We start from the raw sequence: 12,168 nt of genomic DNA on the forward strand, positions 1-12,168 counted from the left end.
GGGTCACGGGGCCGAGGTGTTGTACAGCTCCCCCTCAGCGGTCAGGTCGAACCGTGCGGGCACGTGCCTGCGCGTGGGGTGGGGAGTACCTGGCCGGGCGTGACGACTTCGGTGATGCCGCGGGCGGCGAGATGGTCCCGGTCGTCCGCGCGGGTGTCGAGGACGGTGGTGGGGCGGGCGCCGTCGGCGACGAGCCGGAAGAAGGCGTCGAAGACGGCGCCGCCCGGGGCGCAGCGGGAGCGGCGGGCCGGATCCGCGGGCACGACGAGGGCGGTGGTGCGCACGGCGGGAACCTCATGCCTGCGGTGCGCCGTCCCGGCGAGCACCCGCGCGATGTCCTTGGGCTTGCGGTCGTTGGTCAACAGGCCGAGCCCGTACTCGAGTTCGGGGAAGTCGGCGAGGTCGCGCGAGACGTCGTAGGAGCACCACCAGGTGATGCCCCACAGGTCGGGGCAGTCGAGGGCATGGGCGATCGTGGCCTCGGCGAACGCGGCGGCGTGCTCGGCGGGCACGAGCGGAGCGGGCGCGCCGACCTCCTGCAGCCACACCGGCCGGTGCGGCGCGTCGGCCCAGGCCTTGCTCAGCTCGACCAGATAGGCGGCGTGGTGCTCGGCCGGCACGGAGGTACGGCCGTGGCGCTGCGCGGTGCCGTTGAACACCCAGGAGTGCACGGCCGTGGCAGCGCCGAGGCGGGCGCAGTGGCCGGGGGTGAAGGGCTGGTCGTCCTGGTACCAGGCGGCGTCGTAGGAGGCGTGCAGATGGAGCCGGTCCGGGGCGCCCTGGGCGCAGGCGGCCAGCATCCGCGCGAGCCAGCTCCCGGCCTCCTCGGCCGTGATGCGGTCGGGGTCGGGGTGGGGGCCGGCGGCGAACTGGTTGACCTCGTTGCCGACGGTCATGCCGAGGAAGTTCGGGCGGTCGGCGAGGGCGGCGGCGAGGGTGCGCAGATAGGCGGACTGGGCGTCCACCACGTCCGGGTCGGTGAACAGGTTGCGCCGGTGCCAGGTGCGGGTCCATGCCGGCAGGAAGTCGAAGCTGCTCAAGTGCCCCTGCAGCCCGTCGACGTTGACGTCCAGGCCGCGTTCGGCGGCGGCGTCGGCGAGGGCCACGAGCTGCTCGACGGCGCGCGGGCGGATCAGGGCGCGGTTGGGCTGGAAGTAGGGCCACAGCGGGAAGACCCGGATGTGGTCGAGGCCGAGGGCGGCTATCGCGTCGAGGTCGGCGCGCACGGAGTCGAGGTCGAAGTCGAGCCAGTGGTGGAACCATCCTTCACTCGGGGTGTAGTTGACGCCGAAGCGCACGGCAGGAGGCATGACGTGTCCTTGTGACGTACGGGGGTTCACCCCTTGACGGCGCCTTCGCCGACGCCGCGGAAGAAGTACCGCTGGAGGCAGGCGAAGAGGGCGATCAGCGGGGCCACGGCGATCACGGTGCCGGCGGCGACCAGCCGCTCGTCGTTGGCAAAAGTGCCGTGCAGGTAGTTGAGGCCGATGGTGAGCGTGAACTTGGACGGGTCGCTGAGGACGATCAGCGGCCACAGGAAGTCGTCCCAGGCGCCCATGAACGCGAAGATCGCGACGACGGCCACCGTCCCCTTCACCGAGGGCAGGGCCACGCGCAGGAACCGCTGCCAGACGTCGGCGCCGTCGACGTAGGCGGCCTCCTCGATCTCGTAGGGCAGGTTGCGGAAGGCATTGCGCATCAGCAGCACGTTCATCGCGCCGATCGCGCCGGGCAGGACGACCCCGATGAGGGTGTTGTTCAGGCCGAGTTCGCGCATGGTGGTGAACTGGGCGATGACGATGCCCTCGACGGGCACGAGCATCGCGAGCACGAACACGAGCGCGGTCACGCGCCGGCCGCGAAAGCGCAGCCGGGCCAGGGCGTATCCGGCGAGAGCCGAACCGGCGCAGTTGGTCACGACGCCCGCGGTGGCCACCTTCAGGGAGTTCAGGGCGTAGTCCCAGACGGGGATGGTGTCGGCGACCCGGGCGTAGTTGTGCAGGGTGGGGTGCGCGGGCAGGAAGCTCGGCGGCGAGCTGTAGATGTCCTCGGTGGGGCCCTTCAGGGAGGTGGACAGCTGCCACAGGAACGGGCCGGCGGTCAGCGCGAGGACGACGAGGAGCAGCAGATAGCGCCAGACCAGCTCGCCGGCGCGGACGCGACGGCCGTGCTGGTCGGTGAGGCGGGGCGCACCTGCGGCAGGGGTGGACCGGGCCCGCTCGGGCCGTACCTTCTCGAGGACGCTCACGACTCCTCCCCGCGGTCGGCGCGCAGCACGAGCAGCATCAGCGCGACGGTGACGACGAACACGACGACCGAGAGCGCGGAGGCGTAGCCGACGCGGCCGGTCAGGCCGGTGCCGGTGCGCTGGACGAGCATGACGAGGGTGGTGTCCTCGCCGGCCGGGCCGCCGTCCGGGCCCGCCATCAGGTACACCTCGGAGAACACCTTGAAGGCGGCGACCGAGGACAGGGCGGCGACGAGCACCATGGTGGAGCGCACGGCGGGCACGGTGACGGTGAGGAAGCGGCGCACCGGTCCCGCGCCGTCCACGGCGGCGGCCTCGTGCAGTTCGCGGGGCACGTTCGCGAGCGCCGCCAGATAGATGATCATGTAGTAGCCGAGGCCCTTCCACACCGTGACGGCCATCGCGCTCAGCAGGAGCAGCCACTGGTCGCTGAGGAAGCCCACCCGGCCGATCCCGACGGTCTCCAGCAGTGAGTTGACCAGGCCTCGTTCGTCCAGCAGCCACACCCAGATCAGTCCGACGACCACGATCGAGGCGACGACCGGGGTGTAGAAGGCGGAGCGGAAGAAGGTGATGCCGGGGATGTTCTTCTGCACCAGCAGTGCGAGCAGCAGCGGCAGGACGACGAGGGCGGGTACGACGCCGAGGACGTAGAGCGTGCTGTTGCGCAGGCCGGTCCAGAACATGTCGTCGTGCAGCAGCTCGCGGAAGTTGGCGAGGCCCACGAAGTGGCCGGGCAGCAGGGTACGGCGGTCGGTGAAGGAGTTCACCAGGGTGGAGACGAACGGGTAGAGCACGAAGGCGCCGGTGACGAGCAGTGCAGGCGCGGCGAACAGCCAGGGGCTGGTGGGCAGTTGGCGCCGGATCCTGGCCGGCGGGCGGCTTGTGGCGTGGACGGGTACGGCCATGGCCGCTCAGCCCTGCTGGAGCAGGCGGTCGGCGGCCTTGACAGCGTTGTCGAGGGCCTGCTGGGGGCTCTCCTTGCCCTGGAGCGCCTTGGCGACCTCGTTGCGCAGCGCGGTCTTCATCTGGTCACTGAACAGCACGGGGGTGTAATTGACCGCGCTCTTCAGGGACTTGGCGGCCGCGATGCGCACCCTGGTCTCGTCGGTGCCGTCCTGCTCGGTGAAGTACGGGTCGTTCAGGGAGCCCGCGGTGCTCGGGAAGATGGCGACCTTCTTCGCGAACGACATCTGGTTCTGCGCGTCGGTGACGAAGTGGGCGAAGGCGACGGCGGCGGGTGTGTGCCTGGTGCGGGAGTTGACCATCACCCCCATGACGTACATGTTGACGTGCCCGGTGCTGGTGATCTGGTCGGTGATGCCGATGTTCCTGTAGAGGCCGGGCGCGTTCTTCTTGAAGTTGTCGAGGTCGAGGGCGCTGCCGGGGTTCATGGCGACGGCGCCGGTGAGGAACTTCCTGCCGGAGGACTCCGGGGTCGCGGTCAGCGCCTGCGGATCGAGGGCGCCCGCGTCGTACAACTCCTTGTATGCGGTCAGGAGCCGGACTCCCTTGGCGTTGTCGAAGGCGAACGCGGTGCCCTGCCGGTTCATCAGCGGGACGCCGTAGCGCCCGAAGTCCTCGATGGTGGGCACGTTGGCGAGGGTAGCGACCTTGCCCCCGCTCTTCTTCGCCATCTGCAGGGCGTCCGCGAAGAGTTCGTCGTACGTCTTCGGGGGCTTGTCGGGGTCCAGGCCGGCCTTGCGGAAGAGTGCCTTGTCGTAGAAGAGCGGGCCGGTGTTCAGATACCAGGGGAAGGCGTACGTGCCGCTCAGGCCCGGGATCTGGTGGCCGGCCCAGGCACCGGGCAGATACTCGGACTTGTACTTCGCGGCGGCCTTGTCGAGGTCCATCGCCAGCCCGGCCCTGGCGAGCGGGGCGACCAGGTCCGGGGAGACGTTGACGACGTCGGGCAGGGTGCCGCCGCCCGCGTCGGCGCTCAGCTTGTCCGCGTAGCCCTCGGCGGGCTGGTCGATCCACTTCACATGGGTGCCCGGGTACTTCTTCTCGAAGTCGGCGATCAGACCCTCGAAGTAGGACTTGAAATTGGCGCGCAGGTTCCAGGTCTGGAAGGTGATGGTGCCCTCGACCTTTCCGGAGGCGTCGGTCGAGCCGCCCGCGTCACCGCCCGAGCCGCAGGCGCTCAGCGGCAGGACGAGGGCGACGGCAGCGGCGAAGAGGGCTCTGCGAGGTACGGGCACGGTGACACGGCTCCCTTGCTGTGTCCGGCGGTTGGGGGTGCCAGTGACCATGCACGGGGCGTCCGGAAAAAGTCAACGGATTCGCGAACTAAAGAAATTCGGCGTTCATTAGTCCAGGTCGAAGAGGTGGACCGGAGATGAGATCGAGAACTTGCCACAGTTCGCTAATGCGCTTTAGGGTCTTGACACTCAAGCGCATTAGCGAACTACGCCCGGAAGGGGGTGGAGCGTGCCGCCGACCAGACGGTCCCCCGCACGCCGGCCCACCATGAAGGACATCGCCCGGCGGGCCGGGGTCTCCGAGAGTGCGGTCTCCTTCGCCCTCAACGACCGCCCCGGGGTCTCCGAGGCCACCCGCGCCCGGGTCCGCCGGGTCGCCGAGCAGCTGGGCTGGCGCCCCAGCACGGCCGCCCGCGCGCTGTCCGGCGAGGGCGCGGCCACGCTCGGTTTCGTGCTCGCCCGTCCCGCGCACACCCTGGGCGTCGACTCGTTCTTCCTCCAGCTCGTCTCCGGCATCCAGGAAGTGCTCGCCGAACGCCATCTGGGGCTGCTGTTCCAGGTGGCCGAGGACGTGGCCGACGAGTGCGCGGTCTACCGGCGCTGGTGGGCGGAGCACCGGGTGGACGGCGTCCTGGTGGCCGACCCCCGCGCCGAGGACCCGCGCCCCGGCCTGCTGGACGAACTGGGCCTGCCCGCCGTGGTGATCGGCGGCGCGCCCGACGTGTGCCATCCGGGGCTGTCCACGGTCTGGGCGGACGACGCGGGTGCGATGGCCTCCGTGGTGGACGGGCTGACGGCGCTCGGCCACCGCCGGATCGTGCACATCGCCGGCCTGCCGGACCTGGCGCACACCCAGCGCCGTATCGCCACCCTGCGCGCGCAGGCCGAGCGGCGCGGGCTCACCGGGGTCCGCTCGGTGACCACCGACTACTCCGACACGCAGGGCGCCGCGGTGACCCGCCGGGTACTGGGCGGCTCCCCCGCTCCCACGGCGCTGATCTACGACAACGACGTGATGGCCGTGGCGGGCCTCGCGGCGGCGGCCGAACTCGGCTTCCGCGTCCCGCAGGACGTCTCGGTCGTCTCCTGGGAGGACTCGGCCCTGTGCCGCATGGTCACCCCCCGGCTGTCGGCGCTGTCCCGCGACAGCGCGGAGTTCGGCCGGACGGCGGCCCGGGAGCTGCTGGCACTGCTGGACGGGAACGAGGCCCGCTCCGTGGGGGTGCCGGTGCCACGGCTGACCGGGCGGGGGAGCACGGGGGCGGCGGCGTCCTCACGGGGCCGGGTACCCGAACAGCCGCCGCACTAGGGGAATGTGACGACAGGGCCTGGGTGCGGGTGCTCAGTCGTGCCACTCCACCTTGAACACCCACGCGTACCGGCCCGCCTTCCGGGCCGCCTCCGGTACGTCGATCACCAGGGATCCGCCCGTGACGGTCCAGGTCAGGGGACGGTCGTGACCGAGCATCGTCACCTTGTCCCCGGGCCGCACCGGTACGGGCGCCGCCACGGTCAGCTTCGCGCCGGGCTGTGCCAGGGAGTGGATGTAGAAGGCCTCGTCAGGGCGGACCGTGAAGCGCAGGTCGTCGCCGAGCTGGGCCGTCCGCGACCAGTACGTGGTGTCGTACACCGCCTCCCCGTTGACCTTCAGCCACTCCCCCGTCTCACGCAGCCGCGTCTGCATGATCTCGGGGATCGTGCCGTCCGCGCGCGGGCCGATGTCGAGGAGGAAGTTGCCGTTCTTCGAGACGATGTCGACCAGGCTGTGCACGACCTCCTCGGCGGTCATGTACGCGGAGTCGGGCGTGGCCTGGTTGTAGCCGTAGCTGAAGGGGTCCAGGCCCCGGCTGGCCTCCCACTTGGCGACGACCGTGTTGCCGTAGGTCGTGTACTCGGGGGTCGTGAAGTCGTGGAAGGCGATGCCCGAGCGGTTGTTGACGGTCACGTCGAGGGGGCGGGCGCGGTTCTTGGCGTGGTTGAAGTACTCGGCGAGGACATGCAGGCTGTCGTTGGCGCCGCCGATGTCGCACCAGATGATCTCCGGGTCGTACCCGTGGATCAGCTCCAGCATCTGCGGGGCCTGGTAGTCGCGGACGTAGTCCTTGCCCGAGGTGTATCCGGTGTACGGCACGGGGGCGAGCGTGTACGGGTTGCGCGGGGCGTGGCCCATCCAGGGGTTGTCGGGGTTGAACCACTCCGGCATCGAGAAGTACAGGCCCCGGTGCAGCTCGGGGGCGTAGCGGCGGCTCGCCTCGAAGAGTTCCTTCACCAGGTCCCGTCCGGGGCCCATCCTGACCGCGTTCCGGTCGCAGACCCTCGTGTCCCAGAGCGCGAAGCCCTCGTGGTGCTTGGAGGTCAGCACGTGGTACTGGGCGCCCGCGTCACGGAACAGCTCCACCCAGGCGCGCGGGTCGAACTTCTCCGCGGTGAAGCGGGGGATGAAGTCGTCGTAGCCGAAGTCCTCGCCGTAGGTGTCCCGGTGGTGGGCGTACACCGCGTTCGCCGGGTCCTGCATGTGGTCCCAGTACCACTCGGCGTACTCCTTGCCGACCGGCGACCAGGCGGGCACGGAGTAGACGCCCCAGTGGATGAAGATGCCGAACTTGGCGCCCTGGAACCAGTACGGCGCCTGGTGTGCGGACAAGGAGGCCTCGGTGGGGGCGTAGTTAGCGGTGCCGAGGGTCAGCGCGGCTTCGACCGCGCTCACCCTGGTGCCCCGGCCGGTGACCGTGACCGTGCCGTCCGCGCGGGTGCCCGGCGCGGTGCCCGGGCGGTTGCGGATGCCTATGCGGACGCGGGCCTGTTCGCCGGGGTCGAGGCGGCGGACGCGGGCGGGCTGGACCGTGCGGGCGCCCGGCACGTCGACCGCCACCGAGACGCCGTCGGCGGCCAGGACGGGGACCGTGCCCGCGTTGACGACGGTCGCCTCCACGCTCTGCGCGCCGGACGGTTCGAGCAGCGAGGGCGTGGAGTGCGGGGCGCGCAGGGCCAACGCCCGTCCTTCGGCCGCTGGTTGGAGGGTGAGGGCGAAGAGGTGCAGGCAAGCCCTGCCCGCGGCGGCCGGGTTGGTGACGGGAAGCGTGATGGCGACCGCCTCGCGGCGCGGGTCGAGCCACACCTCCGCGACCCCGATGCCGACGCTGTGCTCGTCCTTGCCGCCGTCCGGCCGGTAGCGGTACGGCGCGGACAGCGGGCCGCCCGCGGAATACCAGTCGGCGCCGCCGAGAGCGGCGGTGGTGGTCGTGCCGTCGGCGTAGTGCACGGTGGCCTGCCCGAAGGCGTCGCCGTAGCTGCCGGCGGTGAGGAAGAACGCCGACAGACAGCGGCCCCTGGGCAGGTCGAGGCGCTGGCCGAGGGCGACGACGTTGTTCTTCGCGCCCGCGGCCGAGGCGGGGAAGAGGAAGGGGACGCCGTCGACCTCGACCCGGCCGGCGGGCAGTTCCTCGCCGGGGAAGGTGTAGCCGGATCCGTCGAAGTCACCGCCGCGCGCGGAGGCGGTGTCGATGCCGTCGTTGTCGTAGAGGGCGTCCAGCGGGACGGGCACGGGGTCGGGTACGGCGGCCCAGGGCCCCTGTCGTCCGGCGGCCCGTGCGGTCGTGGCCGCGGTGAGGGGGAGGGCGGCCGCGGCGGTCACGCCCGCCGCCGCGCCCAGGATGCCTCGTCTGGGATACGTGCTCATGAGCGGCTCCCATACTTTCCGATTCATCGGATGTCTGATGATTGTGTGGGGGCTACTTGACTGTCAACGGGGCTGCAACGAGAGGGATTTGAGCCAGAGATCGGATGACCCGTCCAGGGGTTGTCCTGGTCCTCTCGACGTGCTGCCCACGACCGTGCACAGTTCTCCCTGCACGCCTGACACATACCGACGAGTAGCCGACACGTCTCCGCACTGACCGAGGAGTGTGCCCGTGACCGAGTGGGCCGGCCGGACCGCCGCAGAGATCGCCGCCGCCGTACGCGCGAAGGAGGTCACGCCCCGGGAGGTGGTGGCGGAGCACCTCGCGCTGATCGAGCGGCTCGACGGGCGGATCGGGGCGTTCCGCAAGGTACGGGCAGGGGCGGCGCTCGCCGAGGCCGACGAGCTGGCCGCGCGTGCCGATCTGGCCGAACTGCCGCTTGCGGGCGTGCCGTTGGCCGTGAAGGACAATCTGGCGGTGCGCGGCGAGTCCCATCGCGACGGCTCGGCCGCCACCCCCGACGCCCCGGCCGGCGCCGATCATGTGACGGTCGCCCGGCTGCGCGCGGCCGGTGCCGTGGTCGTGGGGCTGACGAACGTGCCCGAACTGTGCGTGTTCGGCACCACGGAGGGCGTGTACGGCACGACCCGCAATCCGTGGGACCTCTCCCGCACGGCGGGCGGATCCTCCGGGGGCAGCGCGGCCGCGGTGGCCGCCGGGCTGGTGCCGCTCGCGCTCGGCAACGACGGCATGGGCTCGCTGCGCATCCCGGCCGCGAACTGCGGTCTGGTCACGCTGAAGCCGGGCCACGGGGTGGTGCCGGCCGGGATCGGCAACGGCGACTGGTTCGGCATGGCGGAGAACGGCCCGCTGGCCACGACGGTCGAGGACCTGCGGCTGATGCTGGACGTGCTCGCGGACACCCCCGTCCCCCGGGCTCAGGAGCCCGCGTCGCTGCGGGTCGCCGTGGCCCTGCGCAGCCCGCTCGCCGGAATGAGCGTGAGCAGGCCGTATACGACCGCGGTCCGCGAGGCGGCCGGGGTGCTGGCGCGGGGCGGGCACCAGGTGCGGCGGGCCGAGCCGCCGTATCCGCTCTCCCTGGGCGTGACCGCGCTGCGGCACTGGACGGCGGGGACGGCCGTGGACGCCGAGGGCCTGGACCGGGCGCGGCTGGCCCGGCGGACCCGGGTGCACGCGGCGCTGGGCCGGCGGTTCGCCGGTTCGGTGCGCGCCGGCGACGGCCGCGAGCGGCTGCGCGAGCGGATGACGCCCTTCTTCACCGAGCACGACGTCCTGCTCACCCCGGCCCTGGCCCGCCGCTCCCCCGCGGCCGGGCCGTGGCACGAGCGCGGCTGGCTGCGCAACATCCTCGCCAACAGCGCGTACTCGCCGTTCACCCCGCCGTGGAACCTGACCGGCTGGCCCGCGATGTCGGTCCCCCTCGGCACGCTCCCCTCGGGCGCCCCCTGTGCCGTGCAGCTCGTCGGGCGTCCGGGCTCGGAGGACGTCCTGCTGGGGCTGGCGGCGGAGCTGGAGAAGCGGCGCCCCTGGCAGCGCACGGCGCGGCTGTCCGGCGCCTGATCCGCGCCTACTCGAGCGACCGGTACATGATGTGCAGCCCCACCCTGCCGTGCCGGGGGTGGTCAAAGGCCTGCGGGACCGTGCCGAGGATCGTGAAACCGAGGGAGGTCCACAGGCCCACCGCGGGATTCGTCTCGACCACGGCGTTGAAGACCATCGCGCGATAGCCGTGCGCCCCGGCCTCGGCCAGGACGTGTTCGGCGAGGGCGCGGCCGATGCCTTCTCCCGCCCGGTCGGGGTCGACCATGAAGCCCGCGTTGGCCACCCGGGAGGCGGGGCCGCCGTAGTTGGGGGTGAGGTAGGCCGAGCCGACCACGTCCCCCGCCGCGTCCTCGGCGACGTAGACACGCTTGGCCGGGCTCATCCACAGTGCGCGGGCGTCGTCCTCACCCGTGTGCGGGTCCCAGGCGTACGTCTCGGCGGCCGCGACGATCCGGTGCCAGAAAGGCCAGATCCGCGGCCAGTCGCCGGCCGCGGCTTGTCTTATCAGCATGGGCGTGAGTCTGCCAGGTCCTCACCGGCGGCCACGCCCATGCCTGCGGCGCTCGCAGCGGGTCCGCCGGGCCTCAGTCGACGCTGGGCAGGATGTGCGGCTCGGCGAGGTCGTCCTCGTAGCCCGCGAGGCGGATCGGTGCCGAGCGGGCCCACACGTCGAGGCTGCCCAGCTCTCCGGGCCGCCGTCGGCCCCCGCGCTCCGTGCGTTCCTTGGGGCGCTGTTCTCGATTCGTCTTCTCCGGTGTCACCGCGCACTCCTTATGTGTCGGGTCACCCTTGGGGGCCTGCCGGACAGCATGCGCTCCGGTGCTGGACGCCCGCTCGGGTCTGGATGGAAGGCCAGTTCGGACGCGGTGGCGCCGGTACGTACGGACGATGGGTCTGGGTGGGACCCAAGTACTGCTGCCCGTCCTTCCAGGGTAACCAAATGAGCGGAGGCCCGCTCGATAGGGAGTGCAAACAAGCTGTAACTAATGCGCGTCATGCGGCACCCCCAATGCCCTTCAATATGCCGCTATTTGTAACAAAGCGCATCACCAGCCCCCACCGCGGTTCACCCGATTGGTCTACTTGCCACCGCGGCACGGTTCAGGTGCCGTTGGCCGGGCCGCAAGCTCGCCATGATCTGCTGGCGTGCGGGCAACGGCTGTCTCGCGGAAGGACTGACGCATGGAGCTGCGCAGCGTCGAGGAGCTGATGGATCTGCTGTACGCCGGTCGGCACCAGCACGCGTTGCGGACCGCGGCGCTGCTGCGCCGCACCCGCCCCGCCGACAAGGAACTCCAGGTGGCGGGGCTGGTGCACGGGATCGGGCCGGTGCTGGCCCCGGGCGACGAGGCGGGCCGGGCGCGCAGCGCGGCCGAGGCGGTGCGCCCCCTGCTCGGGGAGCGGGTGTTCCGGCTGGTCCGCGGGGACGCGGGCGCCGCCGACGACGACATCCAGCGGCTGCGCCTGGCGGACGAGGAGGGCCGCTCGGCGGGTTTCGACGCGGGCGTCCTGGAGGACTGGCGCACGGTACTGGAACTGGTGGCGGCCCGGCACTCGAGGCTCGGCGCCGTCGACTGACCGTTCCGGCTCACACCCCTGTTGTCTGACGGCCCGTCATGAGACGGTACGGCGATGACGTCGTCGTACGGACTGAGCGGCAGGGCGGCCGTCGTCACCGGCGGGACGCGCGGCATCGGGCGGGCCGTGGCCGAAGCGCTCGCGGCGGCCGGGGCACTGGTCTGCGTGAGCGCGCGCGACGCGGCCGAGGTGCGGCACACCGCCGCCGAGCTGGGCGGGATCGGGCTGGCCGGGGACGTGGCCGGGCCGGGGCACCCGGAGGCGCTGACGGAGCTGGCGCTGCGCGAGTTCGGGCGGCTGGACATCGTGGTCAACAACGCGGCGACGAACCGGCCGTACGGACCGCTGATGGACACCGACCCGGACGCGTGGCGCGAGGCGTTCGCCGTCAACGTCGAGGCACCGCTGCGCCTGGTGCGGTGCGCGTGGCGGGGCTGGATGCGCGAGCGGGGCGGGGCCGTCGTCAACGTGTGCACCGAGGGCGCCACGCATCCGGGCCCGCACGTGGGCGCGTACGGCACCACCAAGGCGGCGCTGCTCCATCTCACGGGGCAGCTCGCGGGCGAACTCGCGCCCCGGGTGCGGGTGAACTCCGTCTCCCCCGGGCTGGTGCGCACCGAGCTGGCCCGGTTCGTGTGGGAGCCGGACGAGGCGGAGGTGGCCGCGGGGCTGCCGCTCGGGCGGATCGGGGAGCCGCAGGACGTGGCGCGGGCCGTGGTGTGGCTGGTGTCCGACGCGGCCGGGTGGATCACGGGCGCGGATCTGCTCGTGGACGGCGGGACGCGCGTGCGCGCCGCGTCCACGGCAGGGCCGTACGCCGTGCACCGGCGACTGCGCGGGGGGCCCGGGACCTAGGTGTGCTGTCCGGACAGGTTGGTGACGGACCCGGCCCCCTGTG

Annotated in this window: 11 protein-coding genes; 4 read left to right on the forward strand and 7 right to left on the reverse strand. The window is 71.9% G+C overall.

Features of this window, described 5'->3' with window-relative positions:
• Window positions 1–41: 41 nt before the first annotated feature.
• Genes A6P39_RS08000 through A6P39_RS08015 form a run of 4 tightly spaced genes read right to left on the reverse strand, consistent with a single transcriptional unit; the run spans window position 42 to window position 4,449 of the window.
• Window positions 42–1,310 carry a glycoside hydrolase 5 family protein gene (locus A6P39_RS08000; RefSeq protein ID WP_275883831.1) on the reverse strand — a complete coding sequence of 423 codons (1,269 nt, stop codon included), beginning with the start codon at window positions 1,308–1,310 and terminating at the stop codon, window positions 42–44.
• A gap of 26 nt (window positions 1,311–1,336) precedes the next feature.
• Entirely contained in the window at window positions 1,337–2,248 is a 912-nt protein-coding gene (locus tag A6P39_RS08005; RefSeq protein WP_067043141.1) for a carbohydrate ABC transporter permease, read from the reverse strand.
• A complete protein-coding gene (locus A6P39_RS08010; protein ID WP_067043139.1) occupies window positions 2,245–3,156 on the reverse strand; it encodes a carbohydrate ABC transporter permease in 912 nt (303 codons plus the stop codon). The genes A6P39_RS08005 and A6P39_RS08010 overlap by 4 nt, the downstream gene beginning before the upstream one ends.
• A 6-nt stretch (window positions 3,157–3,162) precedes the next feature.
• Window positions 3,163–4,449: an ABC transporter substrate-binding protein gene (locus tag A6P39_RS08015; protein ID WP_067043136.1), complete on the reverse strand. Its 1,287-nt coding sequence runs from the start codon at window positions 4,447–4,449 to the stop codon at window positions 3,163–3,165.
• Window positions 4,450–4,717: 268 nt separating this feature from the next.
• On the opposite strand from A6P39_RS08015, the gene A6P39_RS08020 reads away from it, so the two are divergent.
• A complete protein-coding gene (locus A6P39_RS08020) occupies window positions 4,718–5,758 on the forward strand; it encodes a LacI family DNA-binding transcriptional regulator (protein ID WP_067043133.1) in 1,041 nt (346 codons plus the stop codon).
• A gap of 33 nt (window positions 5,759–5,791) precedes the next feature.
• On the opposite strand, the gene A6P39_RS08025 is transcribed toward A6P39_RS08020, so the two are convergent.
• Window positions 5,792–8,128, reverse strand: coding sequence for an alpha-L-fucosidase (locus A6P39_RS08025; protein ID WP_067043130.1), 2,337 nt, complete (start codon window positions 8,126–8,128; stop codon window positions 5,792–5,794).
• A 232-nt stretch (window positions 8,129–8,360) separates the two neighbouring features.
• Here A6P39_RS08025 and A6P39_RS08030 point away from each other — a divergent pair, with 232 nt between their 5' ends.
• A complete protein-coding gene (locus A6P39_RS08030; protein WP_067043128.1) occupies window positions 8,361–9,710 on the forward strand; it encodes an amidase in 1,350 nt (449 codons plus the stop codon).
• Window positions 9,711–9,717: 7 nt separating this feature from the next.
• Here A6P39_RS08030 and A6P39_RS08035 read toward each other — a convergent pair whose 3' ends face one another.
• Both A6P39_RS08035 and A6P39_RS08040 read right to left on the reverse strand, forming a co-directional pair.
• The gene (locus A6P39_RS08035) at window positions 9,718–10,203 is read right to left on the reverse strand and encodes a GNAT family N-acetyltransferase (RefSeq protein ID WP_067043125.1); all 486 of its coding nucleotides are present in this window, start codon (window positions 10,201–10,203) and stop codon (window positions 9,718–9,720) included.
• A gap of 73 nt (window positions 10,204–10,276) precedes the next feature.
• Window positions 10,277–10,453 (reverse strand): hypothetical protein, encoded by a 177-nt coding sequence (locus tag A6P39_RS08040; protein ID WP_107304293.1) that lies wholly within the window; start codon window positions 10,451–10,453, stop codon window positions 10,277–10,279.
• Window positions 10,454–10,874: 421 nt separating this feature from the next.
• Here A6P39_RS08040 and A6P39_RS08045 point away from each other — a divergent pair, with 421 nt between their 5' ends.
• Both A6P39_RS08045 and A6P39_RS08050 read left to right on the forward strand, forming a co-directional pair.
• Entirely contained in the window at window positions 10,875–11,270 is a 396-nt protein-coding gene (locus tag A6P39_RS08045; protein ID WP_067043122.1) for a hypothetical protein, read from the forward strand.
• A gap of 54 nt (window positions 11,271–11,324) precedes the next feature.
• The gene (locus tag A6P39_RS08050) at window positions 11,325–12,125 is read left to right on the forward strand and encodes an SDR family oxidoreductase (protein WP_067043119.1); all 801 of its coding nucleotides are present in this window, start codon (window positions 11,325–11,327) and stop codon (window positions 12,123–12,125) included.
• Window positions 12,126–12,168 lie beyond the last annotated feature (43 nt).

It is taken from the genome of Streptomyces sp. FXJ1.172, assembly GCF_001636945.3.
Lineage (GTDB): Bacteria > Actinomycetota > Actinomycetes > Streptomycetales > Streptomycetaceae > Streptomyces.

Bases quoted from the DNA above. Each gene is read 5' to 3' on its own strand.
- A6P39_RS08000 (WP_275883831.1), bottom strand. From the start codon at position 1,310: ATGCCTCCTGCCGTGCGCTTCGGCGTCAACTACACCCCGAGTGAAGGA.
- A6P39_RS08010 (WP_067043139.1), bottom strand. From the start codon at position 3,156: ATGGCCGTACCCGTCCACGCCACAAGCCGCCCGCCGGCCAGGATCCGG.
- A6P39_RS08020 (WP_067043133.1), top strand. From the start codon at position 4,718: ATGAAGGACATCGCCCGGCGGGCCGGGGTCTCCGAGAGTGCGGTCTCC.
- A6P39_RS08025 (WP_067043130.1), bottom strand. From the start codon at position 8,128: ATGAGCACGTATCCCAGACGAGGCATCCTGGGCGCGGCGGCGGGCGTG.
- A6P39_RS08035 (WP_067043125.1), bottom strand. From the start codon at position 10,203: ATGCTGATAAGACAAGCCGCGGCCGGCGACTGGCCGCGGATCTGGCCT.
- A6P39_RS08045 (WP_067043122.1), top strand. From the start codon at position 10,875: ATGGAGCTGCGCAGCGTCGAGGAGCTGATGGATCTGCTGTACGCCGGT.
- A6P39_RS08050 (WP_067043119.1), top strand. From the start codon at position 11,325: ATGACGTCGTCGTACGGACTGAGCGGCAGGGCGGCCGTCGTCACCGGC.